Origin of the sequence: Haloarcula rubra (genome assembly GCF_019599465.1) — an archaeon.
GTDB lineage: Archaea > Halobacteriota > Halobacteria > Halobacteriales > Haloarculaceae > Haloarcula > Haloarcula rubra.
Map to the genome: position 1 here is coordinate 418091 of NZ_RKLR01000002.1, position 19554 is coordinate 437644.

Genomic DNA, 19554 nt, shown 5'->3' on the forward strand with positions numbered 1-19554 from the left:
TTTCCCGACGGCGACGTACGGGACATGACCAAGCGCCACGTGTCGCTACCACCGCTCGCCGAGGAGGGCCTCAGAGCGTTCATCGACGAAGTCGACGAACGGCTCTCGGGTGACGAGGACACCTGCGACGTGGTCACGGACGTCCTCGTCGACCTCCACGGGGACCGGGACGCGTACGAACGCTGGCAGTCCGGCGAAGACGTCTCGCCGGCCGAGAGAGTCCGTCTGCAGGGGTACGACCCGTGCAACACCACGCTGGAGAGCGAGTACTACGCAGAGAAGGACGAGGAGCGGTTCAAGCGCTCGAAACACCTCCAGTGGCTCTGGCGGCAGTTCGACGCGACGCCGATGGCCGACAACGTCGAGTTCGCGCTCCGCTTCCGGCGGATGCTGGCCGACCACCTCTTCGAGTCCTGCGGGGAGAACTGCCGCTTCTTCAAGGGTATCTCCTTCACGTACGGCCACAACATCGAAATCGGCGACAACGCCGTCGTCCACGACGACGTCCACTTAGACGACCGCGGGAAACTAACCATCGGCGACCGGGTCTCTATCTCCGACGACTCGCACATCTACAGCCACGACCACGACGTCGTCGACCAGACCCACGTCGACAACTACCACACGATAATCGAGGACGACGTGCGCCTGACCTACGACTCGATGGTCCGGGCCGGGGTCCGCGTCGGCGAGAACGCCATCCTCGCCGCCAAGTCCATCGCCGGCAGCGACGTCCCCGCCCACCACATCGCCGCGGGGACGCCGGCCAAGTCCATCGCCATCAAAGACGGGTGGGAGTCGGTGGCCGACCCGCTGGAGGACGCGAACGTCGACCGCCGCGAGGAACGACGACTCGACTACGACCTCCCCGAGGACTTCAGACCCTTCGACGAGTTCCAGCGGAACCTCACGCCGCCGGACCGCTGAGTCCCGACGCCACACCGAACGGACGGTTCTGTCAGTATCACTCCTGAAACTGCGGCCCGAACACCGAAGTAGCAGTTCGACGGAGGACGCGTATGGAAACCTGGGTGTGGCTCACCGCGTACGTCGTCGGGTTCGGACTGTTGCAGGTCCTGCTCTACCGGTACTTCCGGCGGGGCGACCCATCGCCCGAGACCACGGAGGGACGCGTCGACCGGACGGGCGGCCCCGGGCCGCAGGCGCCCGACTCGCAGGGCGTCGTCCACTGTGACCACTGTGGCACGGACAACGAGGCCCACCGGATGGTCCGGTACTGCCGGTCCTGCACCGAGTCGCTCCGGTAGCCCTTTGCTCGCTCGCCGCGACGAACGTGTATGCGGAGCGTCGCCATCAACGTCGGGGCCAACACCAACGAACCCGGCTTTCGCGGGCCGCTGTACCCCGACGGGACCTTCGAGTATATCCCGATTCCGGAGTCGAAACCGACCGCCGTCCCGGTGCCGACCTACGCCGACCTCGATTTGGAGACGGACGTCGGCAGCGTCGCCGACCGACCGGTCCACTTCGACCCCGAGTTCCCCGAAGCCGGCGGCGAGCGCTACACCTACGGCGACGAACACGGGGTGAAGGCCGGCCCCATCTCCGAGTTGCGGGCCGGCGACTACCTCTTCTTCTACGCCACGCTGTCGACCACCGGCGACGCCGACTGGGCGCCGCCGTCGTGGGGCGCCTTCCTCGTCGGCCACTTCAGATTGGCCCGGGACGCCGTCACGGGCGAGGCGTACCGTTCGCTTCCGGCCGACGAGCGGGCCGTCTTCGCCTCGAACGCCCACGTGCGACGCGCCGAGTTCGACGCCCGCGTCCTCGTGCTGGGTGACCCCGACGACTCGCGACTGTACGAGACGGTCGTCCCGCTGTCGGAACCGACCGGCGGGACGGACGCCAACTGGCTGGTCACCGAGCGCTCGTCGGACTCGGGGAAAGGGCCGTGGTGGCGCCGCCCGATGCGGTTCGACGAGTCGGGGACGGAGACGTTGCTGGACCTCACGGACGACCACCCGAGCGCTGTTGAGCGCTGACCCGGCCGGGGGAGTTATCACGGGTGAAAACGGAGTACCAAGACATATGTCCAGACGTGCGCACGCTGGTGGTATGCGTATCTCCAGCGGTGTGCCCGGCTTCGACGAACTCGTACAGGGTGGGTTGCTCACCGACCGCCTGTACGTCGTCAGCGGGCCACCGGGTAGCGGCAAGACGACCTTCTGCTCGCAGTTCATCACGCAGGGGGCCAAAGAGGGCGAGAGCTGTCTCTACGTGACGATGCACGAGACGAAGAAAGAACTGATGCAGGACATGGCCGGCTACGACTTCGGTTTCGACCGGGCGATGCAGTCCGACGCCGTCCAGTTCCTCAACCTCGTCACCGAGAGCGGCAAACGGACCATCACGCAGTTCGGCACCGACGGCGGCCTGACCAACCGACTGGTCGCCTACATCGAACAGAACGACATCCAGCGTGTGGTCATCGACTCGACGATGCTCCTCCAGCACTTCATGAACGACGTCGACAGCGAGATTACGGGCTTCCTCTCGGCGCTGAAACAGACCGAGGCGACGACGTTGCTCATCTCGGAGATGACCGACCCCTCCTCGTACAGCGACGAACACTACCTCGCACACGGGGTCGTCTTCTTCCACAACTTCCTCGAAGGCGGGAGCATGACCCGCGGCGTGCAGGTCATCAAGATGCGCGGCACCGCAATCGACTGTGACATCCGCCAGATCTCCTTCAGCGACCACGGCCTGCAGGTCCACGCCGACACGAAGGTCGACGCATGAGCCGATACGAGCGCGAGTTCGACGCCGACTGGGCGACGCTGGGCAAGGACGAGGCCACCGACCGGGCCTACGCCATCGGCGTCGCGGAACGCCTCGGCGAGTACAACCGGGAGGAACTGGAGGCCATCTACGCCGAGATGGACTCGGCGTACCACCGGAGCATGGTCGAACTCGCGTACGACGAGGGACGCAACGAGGCCAAGGCGGCCGCCGAGAGCGGCGCCGACGACGCCGACGCCGTCTGGGCCGAACTGGTCGAGGGCGAACAGACGTTCGTCGAACCCGACGACGCGCCGACTGGCGGCCGCGACGGCCTCCCGCGAGCGCTGGAACCGACGGAACTGCTCGACCGGCAGTCAGTCGACAGCACCGAGGCCGTCGACCGGCCGGACTTTCTGGAGCGGTAGCGCACGGCCCCAACAAGATTATAAACTAGACCGGACAAGCCGGCGCGTATGAGCAAGATCAAGGTCGAGTTACCGGACCAGGTCGACTCCGACATCCAGCGTCTCGTCGAACAGGGCGAGTTCCTCAACCGCGACCAGGCCGTCGAGGACCTCCTCGCGCGCGGTATCTCCGCGTACAACACCACGACCGAGGAGTCCGAGACGACCATGGAAGACGACATGTTCGGCCAGACGGCGGCCGAACAGCAGGACCCCGCCCTCCGGGACGACGACGAGTTCGGCTTCTGAACGGCGCGACCGCTCGGCGGTGAGCGCGCGAAAAGGGTTGAGCTGGGGTCCGACTGGGCGGTGTGGCCTCAGAACGAGACTTCTTCGGGGCCGTCCTCGCCCATGCAGATGGGGTCGCGGTCCGAGTACCCCTTCCGGCCGATGGCCTTGCTGGAGACGCCCGCGTACGCGGTCAGCCGCGCGTCTTCGGCCGTCTCGAACGTCTCCGGTGCGGACCGGCTGAGCGCGTCACGCAGCGTCTCCGTGCCGTTGGGCAACTCCAGTGTCATGTCGCCTTCGGCCTCGATGAGTTCTTCGGTGGTCATGGGGTAGTCGTACGCTTCGAACGCCTCTGCCGCGTTTGACATCATTCGCATACTGCGGAGAAGTACATGGTAGATAATAAACCTTCACTATTGATAATGTTAATACACCTTAGTGCGTTTAAGGCACACGCGAGGGACGCTCACACGACCCACGCCTCGGGAGGAAGTGGCTTGTCGCTGGGGCCGTACCGTCCCGTATGGTCGTCGCGGACCTCCACGTCCACACCACGCGCTCCGACGGGTCGCTCGAGTTCGACGACGTACCGGCGGCCGCCCGCGCGGCCGGCCTCGACGCCGTCGCGGTGACCGACCACGACCGGGTCAATCCGCACCTCGACGGGCCGGTGACCACCCACGACGGCGTCGAGGTGGTCCACGGCATCGAACTGCGCGTCGAGGCCGACCGGCAGCGACTGGACCTGCTGGGCTACGGCGTCGACCCGACCGACGCGCTCGTCGCCGAGTGCGACCGCATCCAGCGGAACCGCCGCGAGCGCGGCGCGCGCATCATCGAGTGCGTCGAGGACCGACTCGGGGTCGCGCTCCCCGTCGAACCGCGTGCGGGGCTGGGTCGCCCCCACATCGCGCGGGCCATCGCCGAGGTGTCCGACTACTCCTATCAGGGCGCGTTCGAGCACCTCGTCGGGTCGGACTGCCCCTGCTTCGTCGCCCGCGAGGTCCCCGACTTCGAGCGCGGGGTGGCCCTGCTGACCGAGGCGTGCGGCCTCGTCGGACTGGCCCACCCCTGCCGCTACGACGACCCCGAGAGCGCGCTGGACCACTGCGCACACCTCGACGCCGTCGAGGTCGACTACCCGTACGGCTTCGCGGCCGACCTCGCCCTCGTCGAGGACGCCGTCGAGCACTACGACCTCGTCCCCACCGGCGGCAGCGACGCCCACGACGAGACGCTGGGGGTCGCGGGACTGGACGCGGCCGCGTGGCACCGCGTCCGCGACGAAATCGTCTGACACGCGGCACACGCAACCCGAGGGTTCAATGCCTTCGGGAACCAACTACCGTGCATGCAGTGTCACTACTGCGACCACGACGCGGACATCGCCGTCGAGAGCGACGGCGTCAAGGTCGGGGTCTGCAAGACGCACTTCCGCGAGCAGATGGCCGAACTCGAAGACGCCGACTGGCTCGACGAACTCGACGAGGAACTCGACATCGACCGGCGGGAGTAAGTCGGTACCCTCGTGGGACCGAGACGGTGCCGTCGCCCTCCCCACACTCCGGCCCGGTCGGACGGACCACTATTTTGTCGCCTCCTGCACAGGCTCGACCATGGAGCAGGTCAGTCTCGACGCCGTCGACGACCGGATGGGGCCCGCCACCGTCAAGCGCGCCCTCTCGAACGCCCTCGACACGACAGCGTTGGCGCTCAACTACTACGAACTCGACCCGGGTGAGACGTTCGGGTTCGGGTATCACCGCCACCCCGAACAGGAGGAGGTGTTCTACGTCCAGTCGGGCACCGCCACCTTCGAGACGGAAGACGGCGACGTCGCCGTCGACGCCGGTGAGGCGATTCGGTTCGCTCCCGGCGAGTGGCAACTCGGACGCAACGACGGCGAGGAACGCGTCGTCGCGCTGGCGATGGGCGCGCCGAAAGACACCAGCGAGACGGAGATGGTCCGCCACTGCGAGGACTGCGGCGAGCGGACGACCCAGCGCATCGAGATGACGGCGGACCGGGACGCGCTCGTGACCCTCTGCACGGAGTGTGACGCCCAGACCGGCCGGTTCACCTAGACTTACGTGTCGGGCCGCCGACGCTGTGGCCGATGCTCTCCATCGGTCAGAAACTCGTCGCCCTGATTACCCTCGTGTTGCTCGTCGCCGTCGTCGCCGTCTTCTCGCCGGTGTTCGCCCTCGTCACGCTGTTCGTCGCCGTCCCGTTGGCTATCGCGATTCTCCGACGATAGCGGCGGTACGGCGTTGCCGCCGTGACGGGCCGTTCGGCCCGACGAGTGGCCCGTAGCGGAACGTCACCGTTTTGTCCGACGACGGGGACGTTCGGGCACCGTGGTCGAACCGTACACCCGTCGGGCGTGGATTCGACAGGGCACCAGAGTGGGTGCGCTACTGTCTGCGCTCGGCGCGGTGGTCTGGCTCAGCGGCCTCCCCTTCCTCTTTCCGAGTCTCGGCCCGACGGCGTACCTCTTCGCGACGCGGCCGGCCGCCCCGGAGTCGTCGGCGCGACGGGTGCTCGGTGGTCACACGGTCGGTGTCCTCGCCGGCCTCCTCGCGTATCACGTCGTGGCGGGCGGCGTCGTCATCACCGCGTCGATGGGTGCCGGCACCGTCGGAACGTTTCGACTCGCTGCCAGCGGCGTCGTCGCCGTCGCGCTGACGACGGCGGGGATGCTCGTCACCGACACCGGGCACGCGCCGGCCTGCGCGACGACGCTCATCGTCGGTCTCGGCATCCTCTCCTCGCCGTTACAGGCCGGTATCATCGTCCTCGCCGTCGCCGTACTCGTCGCAGAACAGGCCCTCTTGACCCGACTGGGCGGCTAGTCGTCGCTGGCGACGCGCGGGGCGTCGCCCTCCGCCGCCCGCCGGGTCCGCACGTAGTCGGTGAAGTTGTCGAACACCTGCTTGGCCTCACAGGCCGCCCGGTAGTTCGCCTCGGTGATGCCGTCCAACACTCGCTGGATGCGCTCGTCGGGGAGGTCCTTCCCCTTCGTCACCGTCTCGGCCGTCTCGGGGTCGTACTCGGGGTGGAACTGCACCGCGAAGACGTCGCCCTTCCGGAAGCCGTGGACGCCGTAGTCGTTCTCGGCGAACTGCTCGGCCCCGGGCGGAATCTCGGCGACGTGGTCCGAGTGGGTCGTGAAGACGGTGAACTCCTCGTCGACGCCGTCGAGAAGCGGGTTCTCCCCGTCGTGTTCGACGGTCCGGTAGCCGATTTCGTACTCCGGCATCGCCTCCACCCGGCCGCCCAGCGCGTGGGCGAGCAACTGGTGGCCGAAACAGACGCCCAGGAACGGCACCCCTCGGTCGACGGCCTCGCCGACCCACGCTTCGAGGTCGGCGATCCACGGCTCGTCCCAGTAGACGGAGGCCCGCGAGCCAGTGAGCAGACAGCCGTCGAACGCGAAGGTGTCGGGCAGTTCGCGTTCGGTCACGTCGTACTCCACGAGGTCGGCGTCGAGTTCCCGCCGGAAGTTCCGGCGGTTGTCCTCGCCGTCGTGGGCCGCGTTGAGCATGGCGATGCGCAGACTCATCGCTTCTAGGGAACGTGTGGACGACCAAAAATGCCTGCATCTACGGCAGGAACTGCCGTTCACTCGGACGCCAGCCACAGACCGACCCCCGCCAGCGCGCCGTATCCGACGGCAATCGCCAGCAGGGCGGGTCGCCACGTGGTCAGGACCCACGGGAGCGCGAGGCCGTACGCCACGCCGAGCAGTCCGCCCGTCGCCGTCCTGACGGCGTTCGAGCCCCGCCGCTCGCCGAGCGTCGTCGCTGCCCAGTCGACGAGCGCGGGGAGCGGTCCGAACGCGACGACCGGGAGCCACGCTCCGCGGCCGACACCGAGCAGCAAGACGCCGACCCCGAGCGCGATACCGGGGTAGATGCCCGAACAGCGGGCACAGAGGTGGAGCGTCCGTCCACCGACCGAGAGCCGGTGACAGCGATGCCGCTCCGCGGGGGTGTGATGCGAGAGGAGGAACGGGAGCGTCGCGGCCAGTCCGCGACGGAGTTCGCGACGGCGGTCCACGCTCGCCGCCTCAGTCGCCGCCGTACTGGCGCTGAAACTCCTCGTCGGTCTTCGTGAGGTAGACGATGCCCTCGATGACGCCGACGAGCGCCGGGATGAAGGTCCACGAGAAACAGAGGTAGAGGACTCCCAACCCGACGTTCCCGAGGTAGAAGTGGTGGACGCCGAGGCCGCCGAGCAGGATGGCGAAGATGCCCGCGGTGACTCGGTCCACGTCGCGTCCGTCGCCCGACTCCCCCGCGTCGGTCACGTCGTCCTGTCGGGCGCCACAGTCCGGGCAGTACGCCGCGCTCGCGGCGATCTCGGTCCCGCAGGCGTGGCAGTACTTCGAGTCGTCGCCCGCCGGTTCGTCGAGTCGCTCTTCGGTTTCGGGGTCGTACTCGGCCATCGAGGCGGTGTCCGCCGTCTCGTCGGCCGATTCGCGCTCCTCGGGGTCGGGGGCGGTCGCTCTCTCGTCCGGCGTCTCGTCCGCCGGGTCCTCGTCGTCGGAGGGAGCGTCGTCGGCAGGGGACATATCTACCGCAATCGACAGCGCACGGGTTAAAACTCGTGGTCGGTGTGCTCGTCGAGGAACGCCGTCAGACGGTCGGTGACCGCCCGTGCGTGTTCGACGTAACAGCAGTGCCGTCCCTCGACGGCCTCGGCGGTCCCACGGGGCAGGTCGTCCGCGAGTGACTCGGCCGCCGCGACGGGGACGACGGGGTCGTCGACGCCGTAGTACACCTCCGCCGGTTGGGTCACCTCGTACAGCGGCGGGGCCTCGAATCCGGTCGCTGCGGCGGCCTGTGCCCCGAACGCTTCGCCCGTCGCGTCGTCGGCCCGCCGCCACTCGGTGATGCGGTCGAGGAGGTCGGGGTCGGCCTCGCGAAACGCCGGGGAGAACGCGCCGTCGAGCGACGCCGTGTCGCCGGCGTCCAGCGAGAGCGAGCGGAGCGCGTCGCCGTCGACGGCGTCGCCCGAGGCCGCCGTACAGTACAGCGTCAGCGTCCGTGCCCGGGCGTACTCGTGGGCGTACCGGAGCGCTATCATGCCGCCGAGGCCCGCGCCGACGAGGTGTGCGCTGCCGACGCCGTGGTCGGCGAGGACGGCCTCGAGGTCGGCCGCCAGCGTCGCCACGTCGTACGGCCCCGCCGGTGTGTCGGAGTCTCCGGTGCCGCGCAGGTCCCAGACCACCGTCTCGTAGGGGCCGGCCAGCGCGTCGTAGTGCCAGCCCCAGAGCCACGCGCCGTAGCCCACGTCGCCGACGAAGACGACGGTCGGCCCGTCGCCGTCGGTCTCGTAGTGCAGCGACACGTCGCGGTTCGTTGCAGTCGGCATCGGGCGAGGTTCGCCCGGCCCGCCGGTGGCTCTTTCGGTCGGCGTCAGGGCGGCCGCGCGGTCGGCGGTACGTCCGTCTCGTCTGCCGCCGTCTCCTCGTCCGCCGCCCGGTCGACGGCGGGGACGACACCCGCGTCGGCCGCTTCGCGGTACTGATAGCCCCAGAACGCCCCGCAGACGTAGCCCGCGTACGTCGAGACGAACGCCGGCCCGACCAGCGTGAGTATCGACACCAGCCACAGGACCGCCGCCCCGAACAGCATGAGGACCCACGCGGCGAACGCCTCCAGATACCGCGTCGAGGTGGCGAAGGCCCCGGCGTAGCGACTGGAGAACGCCCGGGGGAACCGCCGGGTCGCGGCGTAGGCGGTCAGCACGGCCGGCGTGAGATACAGACCGCCGAACGCGACGAGCGCCACGGCGAGGGCACGGACGCCTCCGGCGAGGCCGACCTGTTCGGCCACCGCCGCGACGGAGGCCCCGACGGCGACGGTCACGCCGCCGAGGACGAGGAGGGCGACGGTGGCTCTGAGGCCGTCGACGAACAGGCCGAGGAAGTCGTCGAACTCCGGCGGGTCGGTCCGCCCGTCCGCGGCGGCCCCGGTCACCCGGAACGTGTAGCCGTACGTGAACAGGGCCAGAAGCGGCACCACCGACCCGACGAGCGCGAAGATGCTCCCCAGCAGGAACGGTTCGTAGCCGTCCCGAGCGGGGTACGAGAGGGCAAAAGAGAGGCGTCTACGCTCGAACGGGTCCGTCTCGTCGGAGGCCTCGGCCACCGACTCGTGGGCCGACTCGGCAGTCTCCGTGGCCGTCCGCTCCACTCGCTCGTCGGGTGGCGTCGCCGCCGACTCGCTGCCGGGGTCGTGGCGCTTCGTGCCACACTCGGGACAGAAGGCGTCGGCGGTCCGGACGGTGGCCCCGCAGGCCGTACAGTACGGCATATGCGATACTGTCTAGCGGGCAGGGGTATCGTTCTTTCCCCGCTGACGGACCGTGGTACTAACCCCGGACCGTGTCGGACGGCGCCGCTCAGACGTTCGCGACGGACTGGAGAATCTCCGCCGCGTCGTCCAGGGCGTCGTCCAGCGCGTCGCCGTCGGGGCCGCCGCCCTGTGCGAAGTCCGAGGGGCCGCCGCCACCGCCGCCGACGCGGCCGGCGAGTTCGCCGACGACTTCGCCGGCGTCCACGTCGACGCCGTCGGGGACGGCGACGACGAACTGTGCGCCGTCGCGGCCGGACCCGAGGACGGCTATCTGGCCCTTCTCTACGAGGGCGTTGGCCTGTGCGCGCAACTCGTCCATGTCGGCGTCGATGCGCTGGACGACGGCGGTGGTCCCGTCGACGTCCACCTCCTCGGTGTCGGCGCCGCCGGACGCTCGCGCCTCGGCGAGTTGCTCCTTGAGGTCCTCTATCTCCTTGCCGCGGGCCTTCCACTCGTCGAAGAACCGGGCCGCGGTGTCGGGGACCTCTTCGGGCGCGACGTCGAGGACGTCGGCGGCCTCGTAGAGGGCGTCCTCGGTGCGCTGGGTCGCCTCGACGGCCGCGTCGCCGGCCGCGAAGGTCAGGCGGATGACGCCGTCCTGAATCCGCTCGGTGCCCAGCAGTTTGATGCTCCCGATGTCGCCGGTACGGGCGACGTGGGTGCCGCCACACGCCTGGATGTCGTCGGCGACTTGGATGAGTCGAATCTGCTCGCCGGCCGGGATACCGCCCTGATACAGGTCGAAGCCGTGCTTCTCCTCGGCCTCGTTGCGGTCGGGCCACTGCTGGGTGACCGGGACGTTGTCCTGGACGAGGTCGTTCGCGTACCGCTCTATCTCCTTGACCTGCTCGCGGGTCACCGACTCGTAGTGCCGGACGTCGATGCGCGAGGAGTCGACGCCCTTCTGGGCACCGGCCTGCCGGACGTGCTCGCCCAGCACCTGCCGGGCGCTGTGGACGACGATGTGCGTCGCCGTGTGGTGTTGCATCAGGCGCTTGCGGCGGGTCGCGTCTATCTGCCCGCGGACGAACTCACCCTTCCCGGGGTCGGTGTCGCAGGTGTGGAGGACGACGCCGTCGTGGCGCTGGACGTCCTCGACTTCGGCGGTCACGTCGTCCGTCGAGAGGGTCCCGTGGTCCGGCGGTTGGCCACCGCCCTCGGGGTAGAACATGGTCTGGTCGAGCACCACGTCGAACTTGCCGTCGTCGCGGTCGAACACCTCCAGCACGACCGCCTCGAACTCGGTGCGCTGCTGGTCCTCGTAGTAGAGTCGGTCGGTGTCGGGCAGTTCGGTCAGTCGGTCGGCGTAGGGGACGCCGGTCTCGTCGGTCGCGGCCGTCTCGCCGCCGTGGCGGTCCGCGACGACGGAGTAGAAGTCGTCGGGCACGTCGACGGCGACGCCGCGCTCCTCGGCTATCTCCTCGACCATGTCTGGCTGGATGCCGTGGGAGTCGTACAGTTCGACCAGTTCGTCGGTCGGAATCGGCTCGCCCGTCTCGGCGTACTCGTCGGCGAGTTGGCGGACGCGGCGGCCGCCCCTGTCGAGCGTCTCGCGGTACTTCTCGACCTCCGTGCGGACGATGTCGCGGATGGTGTCGCGGTTCTCGTAGTCTAGCCGCTCGGCCTGCATGTCGACCAGTTCGTCCAGCGGGGCGTCGACGCCCACGCCGTCGACCAGTCGCTTGGTGCGGCGGAGGACCATCCGAGCCAGATAGCCCGTCCCGACGTTCGAGGGGACGATGCCGTCGCCGAGCATGTACGCCAGCGTGCGGCAGTGGTCGGCGATGGCGTAGATGTCCTCAAGTGGCCCCGTCAGGTCGCGCAGTTCCTCGACGCTGACGCCGACGTGGTCGGCGATGGTGTCACGTTCGGCCTCGATGTCCTCGGCCTCGTCGATGTCCATCCGGCCCGCGAGTTTCGCGGCGTCGTGGACGATGGCCTCCTCCTCGTCGGTGAGTTCGACCCCGGCGTTGTCCTTGAGGAACTGTATCATGTCGGGGTAGACGGCCTCGTAGACGGTGGGCGTGCCCTGTGAGACCCACGTCCACCGCTCCAGCCCGTAGCCGGTGTCGACGACGTAGGTGTCCATCTCCGAGTAGCGGTTGCCGTCCTTCATCTCGTACTCGCCGTCGGGGTCCTGCTCCAGGGACATGAAGACGAGCGTCGCCAGTTCCGCGCCCTCGTAGATGACCTCGAAGGCCGGCCCGGCGTTGCCGCCGCCGACCCACGGGTCCTCGATGAGGGTGAGTTCGTCCACGTCGGCGCCCAGTTCCTCGAACAGGTCGACGCAGTACGCGACCGTCTCTTCCTTCCAGTAGACTTCACCCTCGTAGGCGTACTCCTCGGGGTCCTCGATGTCCTCCTTCGCGTTGAACGCGTGGTGGGCCATCATCTCGAAGGCCATCGTGTGCCGGCCCGTCTTGCCGACGTTGTCGATGTCCTGCATCCGGATACAGGGTTGGGAGATACACAGCGGGTTCGCCGGCGGGGGCGTCGTCCCGCTCGTGACGAGCGGCTGAAAGTCGTAAATCGAGGCTTGGGTCAACAGGACGTCGTCGCGCCAGCGGTTCGCGGCGACCGGATACGGGTCGATGCGGGTGTGGTCGCGCGCTTCGAAGAAAGAGAGGAACTCCTCGCGCATCTCCGAGAGGGTGAACTCCTCGTCGAATCCGGGGTTGTCGATGAAGCCGTACTCCGCACAGGGCGGTTCGCCACAGGTGTCGCGGTCCGCGCGCGACCAGAACATGTCGCCACACTCCGCGCACTCCTGTCGACGGAATCCGGCCTCGTCGAAGTAGTCGAGTTGGTAGGCCTCGTCGAGGTCACTCATTGGCGTAGTGTTGGCCCAGCAGCGGGTAAAACAGTTCCGAAGGGGGGCTACACCGTGACGGCCGACTCGCCGGAGAGCGTCTTCGGGACGACGATTCGCTTCACCGTCGTCGCACCCGAGGCGGTCGTGATGCGGACCGTCGCCGTCTCGCCCTCGGACAGTCGCTGGCCGAACACGTCCTCGCTGTCGAGGACGTCGGCGCTCTCTAAGTCCAGCGTGATGGTGAAGCGGTCCTCCGTCGAGTCCAGCACCGGCGACGACGCGGGTGAGTCGTCGTCCTGAACCACCGAGACGCCGAACCGGCCGTCGGGGTTCCCCGAGGCCCCGTTCTCGGCCAGTTGGTAGTACGACCCGCTCGGCCCGACCCACTGCACCGTCGCCTGCCCGAGGTCGACGTTGCCCGCTCCGGGGGCCTTCTTCACCGTGATGTTCACCACGCCGACCGCGTTGTTCTCGAAGTGACTCCCGGTCGTACTGACCACCTGTACCCGGTTCGTCGTCGAGTCGCTCGCCCCCTGTCCGGTCGCCTCCGCCGAGCTCTGCAGGTAGCCCGACGTGTTGATGAGGACGCCGGCGGCGATGGCCGCGACCAGCACCATCGCGATGAAGACGATGAGTGTCCCGATACCCACCTGCCCGCGCTCACCCCGGCGTCGGTTGCTCGAACTGTTCATTCAGTTACTGATAGCTAGCCGACTACTCTCGTATAAACCTGCGTGAGCAATTATCGCGGGTGAAAACGACGGTTTCGGGTCGGGACTAGCTACTGGCCTTTCGCGAGGGTGGCCAGCATCGCCTCCAACTGCACCGTCTCGTTGGCCCCCTGCGTGATGCGGTAGTCCGTCTCCCCGACGCGTTCGAGGATGCGCACCGCCGCCTCGTCGTCGACGTCGAACTCCCACACCGACCGGTGTAACTGGTCGATGACGTCGCCGCCGGCGATGCCTTCCTCGGTGAGCAGTCTGTCGAGGGTCGCACGGGCGGCGGTGAAGTCGCCGTCGAGCGCCGACTGGACCATGTCGTGAATCTCCTCGGGCCGGGCCGTGGAGGTGATGGCGTACACCGCCGACTCGTCGACCACGTCGCCGCTGACCGACGCCGCCTGCAGGCCGTTGATGGCCTTGCGCATGTCGCCGGCGGCGGCGTAGACGAGTGCGTCCACGCCGTCGTCGGTGAGTTCGATGTCCTCCTCGGCGGCGATGTGGCGAATCTCCTGTTCGACGGCGTCGTCCGACAGCGGCGAGAACCGGAAGACGGCACAGCGGGACTGGATGGGGTCGATGATCTGACTGGAGTAGTTACACGAGAGGATGAAGCGGACGTTGTTCGAGAACTGCTCCATCGTCCGGCGCAGCGCGGACTGGGCGTCGCTGGTCAGCGCGTCGGCCTCGTCCAGGAAGATGATGCGGTACTCGTGACCCCCGAAACTGGTCCGCGCGAAGTTCTTGATGCGGTCCCGGACCACGTCGATACCCCGCTCGTCGGAGGCGTTCAGTTCGAGGAAGTGCTCGCGCCAGTTCTCACCGTACAACTCGCGGGCGATGGCCGTCGCACAGGTGGTCTTGCCGGTGCCCGCCGGCCCCGAGAACAACATGTGCGAGAGGTCGTTGCGCCGGACGTAGCTCTGTAGTCGGCCCACGATGTCCTCGTGGCCCATCACGTCGTCCAGAGAGTCCGGACGGTACTTCTCTATCCACACCTCTTCGCGTCCCGCCCGCGACTCGGACTCGGCCTCACTCATGGTCGGTCGGAGGCGCGGGCTAGCCTTAAACGCCCCGCTAGCAGTGTTCGGACTCGGCGTCAGTGACGGAGTAGTATCGCCTGCGAACCGCCAGAAAGCCTCGGCCGGCTACGCTTCCGCGGCTCGCTGTGGTCCTCGTCACTCACTGCGTTCGTTCCTGCGGTCCTTACTTCGCCGGGGTTCGCGTAGCCGGCCGCCCCTCTTCGGTCCCGCCCGCTCGGTTGGTCCACGGGGCGCGCGAGCCGAGACGCCCGGGGCTCTCTGGCCGTACGTAGCCGAACTCCGAGCGATATGCGGTCCGGTTTCGCGTCTCCCCAGCCGACACACTCAAGCCGTCCATCCCGATACACGGAGGTATGGACGTCACCGTGGAGGTGGCCGGCGAGGAGACCCACGACCTCACGGTCGAGGACGACGCCACCTACGCCGACCTGCTGAAGCCGCTGGACCTCTCGCCGCACGCGGTGTCGGTGCTCGTCGACGACCGGACGGTCCCGACGAACCAGCCAGTCGAGGACGACCACGTGCGCGTGGTCCGTCTCATCAAGGGCGGCTGACCCGGCGGTCGGAACCGCCCGTTTTTGCCCGTCGAACCCCACGCTACGGTATGTCTCTCGAGGCGACCGACTTCTCCCTGCCCAACGTCGGCCCCGGCCCGGACCCGCTCTCGCTGTCGGCGCTCGCCGCAGACCACGAGTTCGCCCTCCTCCTGTTCCAGCGGGACCACTACTGTACGAACTGCCGGGAGCAGGTCCAGACCGTCGCCGGGCGGTACGACGAGTTCGTCGACCGGGACGCCGAAGTCGTCTCCATCGTGCCGGAACCCGAAGACCGCGTACGGGAGTGGCAGGACAGCTACGACCTACCGTATCCGCTCGTCGCCGACCCCGATGCGACGGCCGGCGATGCGTACGACCAGCCGGTCCGCTTCGGCTTTCTGGGTGACTGGAGCGACTTCCTCGGCCGGATGCCCGAGGCCGTCCTCGTCGACCTGCGGGACGGCCCCGAGGTAGTGTGGTCCTACCGGAGCAAGTCGACGTTCGACCGGCCCGGCGTCGACGACCTGCTGGACGCCATCGACGACGCCCGGACTCGCTGACGATGTTCGTGCGCGAGGCCACGGTCGCCGACCTGCCGGACGTGATGAACGTGCTCGACGGCGCGGCGCTCTCTATCGACGTCGCGACGGTCCGAGAGAGCATCGCCGAGGACGGCGTTCTCGTGGTCGTCTCCGAGGACGGCGAGCGAGTGCTGGGTTCGCTCGTCCTCGACGGCGAACACGTCGCGGCCGTCGCGGTCCGCCGTCGTCGCCGCGGACAGGGCATCGGGACGGCGCTGGTCGAGGCCGCCGCAGACCGGCGGGAACGACTCACCGCCACGTTCGACGCCGACGTGAAACCGTTCTACGAGGGCCTCGGGTTCACGGTCGAACCCGTCGAGGAACCCGGCCGCTGGCGGGGCGAGCGGTAGGTGTAACCGCCGGTAGCGCGACGGCGCCCGCTCAGTTCGCCCGGCCCGCCAACTCCTCGATACGCAACTCGTAGAGCGTCAACTCGAGTTCGTCCAGTGCCTCGTCGAACACCCGGATGGGGGCGAACCGGTCGTTGATACTGACGGCGTCGTAGGCCGGGTCGTCGGGCGGAACCACTCGAATCGGCCCACGGGCGAGGACGCTCCAGCCGTGCTGTTCGGCGTCGTCGCCCGTGGCTTCGGCCTCGTAGACGACGTACGTCGCGGTGTCCGTCGTCTCGACGTAGGCGGCCTTCCTGCTGTCGGGCGTCTCGCCCAGTCGGACGTACAGCGACCCGTCCTCGTAGTGGTGAAACACCGGAATCGCGTAGGCGTCGCCGTCGTCGGCCAGCGCGAGGACGCCGCTCGTGGCGTCGCGCAGTCTGCTCTCGACTTCGGCCTCGGTCAGCCCCTCGGTGTAGGCGAACTCGACGTCGGGGTCCATGCCGGACCAACGCGGCCCGGCGAGTTAAACCAGCGGGACGACCAGTTCGCGGCCGGCGCGCAGGAGTTCCGTCACGCGCTGGTCGCTGCCGGCCTCTGCGTAGACCCGGAGTTTCGGTTCCGTCCCCGAGGGGCGGACCAGTACCCACGTGTCGTCGGCCAGCCGAATCTTGAACCCGTCGACGGTGTTGACGCCGGCCACGTCGACGCCGGCCACCGAGTCGGGGAGTTCGTCCTCCAGCGCGTCCAGCACCGGGCCCTTGCGCTCGTCCGGGCAGTCGACGCTGACCCGGCCCTGATGAATCTCGCCGTGTTCGTCGAGCAAGCGGTCGACGCGGGCGTCCAGCGATTCCTCGGCCTCGGCGGCGGCGGCCACGAGCGCCAGCAACACGCCGTCCTTGTTGCGGAGGTGGTCGGTCAGACCGAACCCACCCGATTCCTCGCCACCCATCAGGGCGTCGTGGTCGGCCATCGCCTCGGCGACCCACTTGAACCCGACCGCCACCTCGTGGGCAGACTGGCCGTGGGCCTCGGCCACCCGGTCGACGATGCTGGAGGTGGAGACGGTCCGCACGACGTCGCCGGACCGCGACTCCAGCAGGTAGTCGTACAGCGCCGCGAAGAAGAGGTTCGCGTCCAGATAGCCGCGCTCCGGCGTCACGATACCGATGCGGTCGGCGTCGCCGTCGTTGACGATGCCGAGGGCGGCGTCGCCCTCGCGCACGCGTGAAATCAGTTCCTTGACGTTCTCGGCCGCTGGCTCCGGCGACCCGCCGCCGAACTCGGGGTCCTGCTCGTCCCGCAGGGCGGTCACGTCGGCCCCGGCACGTTCGAGGAGCGCGTCGGTGACGCCCCGACCGCTCCCGTGCATCGCGTCGTAGGCCACCGAGAGGCCCGAGAGGTCGGTGTCGGCGTAGTCGATTGCGTGGTCGGCGTAGTCGGCGACGAGGTCGCCCTCGGTGACCGACCCCCACTCGTCCTCGGGGAGGGGGTCCGGGTCGCCGAGGTTCTTGACGATATCCTCGGTCGCATCCGGGAGCGCGGGCGCACCCGACCCGGGGACGAACTTCACGCCGTTGTACTCCGGCGGGTTGTGACTGGCCGTTATCTGGAGCGCCCCGACGAGGCCGCGCTCTCTGACCGTCCACGCGACGACGGGCGTGGGCGTGTCACGGTCCGGGACGAGCACGTCGAACCCGTTGGCACACAGCACGCGGGCCAGTTCCTCGGCGAACCCGCGCGACGTCTCGCGGGCGTCGTAGCCGACGGCCACCGTCCCGCTCTCGCCTCGCTCCCGGAGCGCCGTCGCGACTGCCTGCCCGACCATCCGCACGCGCGGTGCGGTGAACTCGTCTAACGTCGCTCGCCACCCGTCGGTCCCGAACGCTATCGCCGCGGCGTCGTCCTCGTCCATGCTGGATACCTCTCGGCGAGATGTGAAAAATTCTCGCGTCGTCTCACGGGTCGAACGCCGCCTCGGCGTCCGAGGATTCCACGAGCCGTTCCTTCTCGGCCCGGGAGAGCTGTTTGATGTCGTACTCGCGGCTCATCGCCGCGGATCTGGACTCGAACTCCTCGACGTGGACGAGTTCGACTGGCGTCCGGCCACGGGTGTACTTCGCCCCGTCGCCGGCGTCGTGTTCACGCACCCGGCGCTCGACGTCCGTCGTGTAGCCGGTGTAAAAGCTTCCGTCACTACACCGCAGCACGTAGGCGTAGTGAACAGGGCTCCGCGTGGTGGTCATCGCACGATGCGGGCGGCCCAGTGGGCCTCACACTTCGTGGGCGCGCTCTCTCGATACCTCGGCGATGCCAGCGTTCGCCGAGCAGTTCGGGCAGGCCCTGATGTGTCCGCGCTCGTCAGCGAACACACGGGCGAACTGGTCTGAGACGTGCGCGCCGCAATGGTCACATTCAGGCATCGTGTTCGTCGGCGACACCACCGCCGACGTATGTTCCGAGGGGTGCCTGAGGGATATTCGTTTACCCAAATGTGTGGGTATTCTCGCCCAACTACACGTTCGGCCCTACGCATCCTCGGCCCGTGCGTCGTCGACCTGTCTGGCGACGAGGCCCGCCTGTGCGCCCGCCGTGAAGCCCGCGTCGATGTTCACGACCGAGAGGGTGGTACAGGACTGAATCATCCCCGAGAGGGCCGCCTCACCCTCGCCGTCGTGCCCGTAGCCAGTCGAGACGGGGAGGCCGATGACCGGGGTGTCGACGAGGCCGGCGACGACGGTGGGGAGCGCCCCCTCCCGGCCCGCGGCGACGACCAGTACGTCCTGGTCGCGCAGACGGTCGACGGCGTCGATGGTCCGGGCGATGCTGGCGACGCCCACGTCGGAGATGCGGGTCACCGTCGCTCCCATCTCCGTGGCAATCATCGCCGCCTCGCCGGCCGGGACGGCGTCGGAGGTGCCGGCGGTGACGACGCCCACACCGGCGTCCAACTCCGGGCGCTCGAAGCCCGGTGCCGTCGCCACCAGCCAGTTCGACCGCTCGGACCACCGGACCGTGGCCTCGGGTTCCTGTGCGGCCAGTTCCCGTCGGACGGCCGTCGCCGCCGGCGGGTCGATTCGGGTGACGATACCCCTGCCCGTCGTCTCGACGGCCGTCGCCGTGAGGTCGGCTATCTCGGCGGGCGTCTTGCCGTCGCCGAGCACCGCCTCGGGGACGCCGGAGCGAGTCTCCCGGGCCGCGTCGAACCGTCCCGCGCCGCTGGTGGCGTAGCCGGCGAGTTCCGCCTCCGCTTCGGCGGGGGTGACCTCGCCCGCCGCGACTGCTTCGAGTAGGTCGCGCATGCCCGCCTCTCGGGGGGCCGGCTACTCCTATCCGTCGGTCCGCGGTGAGCGCGCGCGAGCGCCCCAGACGCCGACGCTCGGCGTATCTCGGTCCGATTCCCGCCGGAGACGGGTCCGTCGACCCTGATATATCCGCTCGCGGGGCTATTTATATAGGGGCCAACGGCCAAAAACCTCTCAAACCCCCGTGAATACCGGCGAGAGCAATCGCATTGGGGAAAGTATATAAGCAACCCCTACGCTACAACGGCTTGTATGGCAGACCTAATCGTCAAAGCCGCCGTCAAGGAAGAGCTCGATGACATGAACGTGGCCTCGGACTTCTACGATGCCCTCGACGCCGAGGTCGAGGAGCTGCTCGCCGACGCAGCTCGCCGAGCCGAGGAGAACGACCGCAAGACCGTTCAGCCGCGCGACCTGTAAGGTCGTC

The 19554-nt window shown here is 68.5% G+C and carries 29 protein-coding genes; 15 read left to right on the plus strand and 14 right to left on the minus strand.

Features of this window, described 5'->3' with window-relative positions; all coding sequences use genetic code 11:
* Positions 1–24: 24 nt before the first annotated feature.
* The 6 genes from EGH21_RS06790 to EGH21_RS06815 all read left to right on the plus strand — a co-directional run bounded on the left by EGH21_RS06790 (position 25) and on the right by EGH21_RS06815 (position 3458).
* Positions 25–927 carry an acyltransferase gene (locus tag EGH21_RS06790; RefSeq protein WP_220617717.1) on the plus strand — a complete coding sequence of 301 codons (903 nt, stop codon included), beginning with the start codon at positions 25–27 and terminating at the stop codon, positions 925–927.
* Between the two features lie 92 nt (positions 928–1019).
* Complete coding sequence (locus tag EGH21_RS06795) at positions 1020–1268, plus strand: DUF7577 domain-containing protein (RefSeq protein ID WP_220617718.1); 249 nt, start codon at positions 1020–1022, stop codon at positions 1266–1268.
* A gap of 30 nt (positions 1269–1298) precedes the next feature.
* On the plus strand, positions 1299–2003 hold the full coding sequence (locus tag EGH21_RS06800; protein ID WP_220617719.1) for an Nmad3 family putative nucleotide modification protein: 705 nt from the start codon (positions 1299–1301) through the stop codon (positions 2001–2003).
* 73 nt (positions 2004–2076) lie between these two features.
* The gene (locus tag EGH21_RS06805) at positions 2077–2763 is read left to right on the plus strand and encodes an RAD55 family ATPase (protein WP_220617720.1); all 687 of its coding nucleotides are present in this window, start codon (positions 2077–2079) and stop codon (positions 2761–2763) included.
* Positions 2760–3170 (plus strand): DUF8057 family protein, encoded by a 411-nt coding sequence (locus tag EGH21_RS06810; RefSeq protein ID WP_220617721.1) that lies wholly within the window; start codon positions 2760–2762, stop codon positions 3168–3170. Before EGH21_RS06805 ends, EGH21_RS06810 begins: the two co-directional genes overlap by 4 nt.
* 48 nt (positions 3171–3218) lie before the next feature.
* Positions 3219–3458: a DUF7120 family protein gene (locus tag EGH21_RS06815; RefSeq protein ID WP_220617722.1), complete on the plus strand. Its 240-nt coding sequence runs from the start codon at positions 3219–3221 to the stop codon at positions 3456–3458.
* A gap of 68 nt (positions 3459–3526) precedes the next feature.
* Here EGH21_RS06815 and EGH21_RS06820 read toward each other — a convergent pair whose 3' ends face one another.
* Entirely contained in the window at positions 3527–3814 is a 288-nt protein-coding gene (locus EGH21_RS06820; protein WP_166967708.1) for a DUF5789 family protein, read from the minus strand.
* Positions 3815–3960: 146 nt separating this feature from the next.
* Between EGH21_RS06820 and EGH21_RS06825 the strand changes: the two genes are divergently transcribed.
* The 5 genes from EGH21_RS06825 to EGH21_RS06845 all read left to right on the plus strand — a co-directional run bounded on the left by EGH21_RS06825 (position 3961) and on the right by EGH21_RS06845 (position 6289).
* Positions 3961–4734: a PHP domain-containing protein gene (locus EGH21_RS06825; RefSeq protein WP_220617723.1), complete on the plus strand. Its 774-nt coding sequence runs from the start codon at positions 3961–3963 to the stop codon at positions 4732–4734.
* A gap of 54 nt (positions 4735–4788) precedes the next feature.
* Entirely contained in the window at positions 4789–4953 is a 165-nt protein-coding gene (locus EGH21_RS06830) for a DUF6757 family protein (protein WP_220617724.1), read from the plus strand.
* 100 nt (positions 4954–5053) lie between these two features.
* Positions 5054–5521 carry a cupin domain-containing protein gene (locus EGH21_RS06835; RefSeq protein WP_220617725.1) on the plus strand — a complete coding sequence of 156 codons (468 nt, stop codon included), beginning with the start codon at positions 5054–5056 and terminating at the stop codon, positions 5519–5521.
* A gap of 32 nt (positions 5522–5553) precedes the next feature.
* The gene (locus EGH21_RS06840) at positions 5554–5694 is read left to right on the plus strand and encodes a hypothetical protein (protein WP_220617726.1); all 141 of its coding nucleotides are present in this window, start codon (positions 5554–5556) and stop codon (positions 5692–5694) included.
* A 100-nt stretch (positions 5695–5794) separates the two neighbouring features.
* Entirely contained in the window at positions 5795–6289 is a 495-nt protein-coding gene (locus tag EGH21_RS06845; RefSeq protein ID WP_328765469.1) for an HPP family protein, read from the plus strand.
* Here EGH21_RS06845 and EGH21_RS06850 read toward each other — a convergent pair.
* The 8 genes from EGH21_RS06850 to EGH21_RS06885 form a co-directional block, all read right to left on the minus strand.
* Positions 6286–6999 (minus strand): type 1 glutamine amidotransferase, encoded by a 714-nt coding sequence (locus EGH21_RS06850; RefSeq protein WP_220617727.1) that lies wholly within the window; start codon positions 6997–6999, stop codon positions 6286–6288. The two genes, EGH21_RS06845 and EGH21_RS06850, sit on opposite strands and share 4 nt — an antisense overlap.
* Before the next feature lie 59 nt (positions 7000–7058).
* Complete coding sequence (locus tag EGH21_RS06855) at positions 7059–7496, minus strand: DUF2085 domain-containing protein (RefSeq protein ID WP_220617728.1); 438 nt, start codon at positions 7494–7496, stop codon at positions 7059–7061.
* 10 nt (positions 7497–7506) lie between these two features.
* Complete coding sequence (locus tag EGH21_RS06860; protein ID WP_220617729.1) at positions 7507–8010, minus strand: NINE protein; 504 nt, start codon at positions 8008–8010, stop codon at positions 7507–7509.
* Between the two features lie 26 nt (positions 8011–8036).
* The gene (locus EGH21_RS06865) at positions 8037–8813 is read right to left on the minus strand and encodes an alpha/beta fold hydrolase (RefSeq protein WP_220617730.1); all 777 of its coding nucleotides are present in this window, start codon (positions 8811–8813) and stop codon (positions 8037–8039) included.
* A 44-nt stretch (positions 8814–8857) separates the two neighbouring features.
* Entirely contained in the window at positions 8858–9757 is a 900-nt protein-coding gene (locus EGH21_RS06870; RefSeq protein WP_220617731.1) for a DUF4013 domain-containing protein, read from the minus strand.
* Positions 9758–9845: 88 nt separating this feature from the next.
* Positions 9846–12629 (minus strand): alanine--tRNA ligase, encoded by a 2784-nt coding sequence (gene alaS / locus EGH21_RS06875; protein WP_220617732.1) that lies wholly within the window; start codon positions 12627–12629, stop codon positions 9846–9848.
* A gap of 47 nt (positions 12630–12676) precedes the next feature.
* The gene (locus EGH21_RS06880; protein WP_220617733.1) at positions 12677–13303 is read right to left on the minus strand and encodes an archaellin/type IV pilin N-terminal domain-containing protein; all 627 of its coding nucleotides are present in this window, start codon (positions 13301–13303) and stop codon (positions 12677–12679) included.
* Between the two features lie 89 nt (positions 13304–13392).
* Positions 13393–14370: a replication factor C small subunit gene (locus EGH21_RS06885; RefSeq protein WP_220617734.1), complete on the minus strand. Its 978-nt coding sequence runs from the start codon at positions 14368–14370 to the stop codon at positions 13393–13395.
* Between the two features lie 356 nt (positions 14371–14726).
* Here EGH21_RS06885 and samp2 point away from each other — a divergent pair, with 356 nt between their 5' ends.
* From samp2 to EGH21_RS06900, 3 genes are read left to right on the plus strand one after another with little or no spacing between them, the layout of a single operon-like run.
* Entirely contained in the window at positions 14727–14927 is a 201-nt protein-coding gene (samp2, locus tag EGH21_RS06890; RefSeq protein WP_220617735.1) for a ubiquitin-like small modifier protein SAMP2, read from the plus strand.
* A gap of 50 nt (positions 14928–14977) precedes the next feature.
* The gene (locus EGH21_RS06895) at positions 14978–15469 is read left to right on the plus strand and encodes a peroxiredoxin family protein (RefSeq protein ID WP_220617736.1); all 492 of its coding nucleotides are present in this window, start codon (positions 14978–14980) and stop codon (positions 15467–15469) included.
* 2 nt (positions 15470–15471) lie between these two features.
* Positions 15472–15840, plus strand: coding sequence for a GNAT family N-acetyltransferase (locus EGH21_RS06900; RefSeq protein ID WP_220617737.1), 369 nt, complete (start codon positions 15472–15474; stop codon positions 15838–15840).
* 31 nt (positions 15841–15871) lie between these two features.
* On the opposite strand, the gene EGH21_RS06905 is transcribed toward EGH21_RS06900, so the two are convergent.
* The 5 genes from EGH21_RS06905 to larB form a co-directional block, all read right to left on the minus strand.
* Positions 15872–16324 carry a pyridoxamine 5'-phosphate oxidase family protein gene (locus EGH21_RS06905; RefSeq protein WP_220617738.1) on the minus strand — a complete coding sequence of 151 codons (453 nt, stop codon included), beginning with the start codon at positions 16322–16324 and terminating at the stop codon, positions 15872–15874.
* A gap of 24 nt (positions 16325–16348) precedes the next feature.
* Positions 16349–17737 carry a phosphoglucomutase/phosphomannomutase family protein gene (locus EGH21_RS06910; RefSeq protein ID WP_220617739.1) on the minus strand — a complete coding sequence of 463 codons (1389 nt, stop codon included), beginning with the start codon at positions 17735–17737 and terminating at the stop codon, positions 16349–16351.
* 43 nt (positions 17738–17780) lie between these two features.
* Positions 17781–18068: a GIY-YIG nuclease family protein gene (locus EGH21_RS06915; protein WP_220617740.1), complete on the minus strand. Its 288-nt coding sequence runs from the start codon at positions 18066–18068 to the stop codon at positions 17781–17783.
* A 27-nt stretch (positions 18069–18095) separates the two neighbouring features.
* Positions 18096–18245, minus strand: coding sequence for a DUF7563 family protein (locus EGH21_RS06920; RefSeq protein WP_220617741.1), 150 nt, complete (start codon positions 18243–18245; stop codon positions 18096–18098).
* Positions 18246–18350: 105 nt separating this feature from the next.
* Positions 18351–19124: a nickel pincer cofactor biosynthesis protein LarB gene (larB, locus tag EGH21_RS06925; protein WP_220617742.1), complete on the minus strand. Its 774-nt coding sequence runs from the start codon at positions 19122–19124 to the stop codon at positions 18351–18353.
* Between the two features lie 255 nt (positions 19125–19379).
* Between larB and EGH21_RS06930 the strand changes: the two genes are divergently transcribed.
* The gene (locus EGH21_RS06930) at positions 19380–19547 is read left to right on the plus strand and encodes a DUF1931 domain-containing protein (protein WP_220617743.1); all 168 of its coding nucleotides are present in this window, start codon (positions 19380–19382) and stop codon (positions 19545–19547) included.
* Positions 19548–19554: the final 7 nt, after the last annotated feature.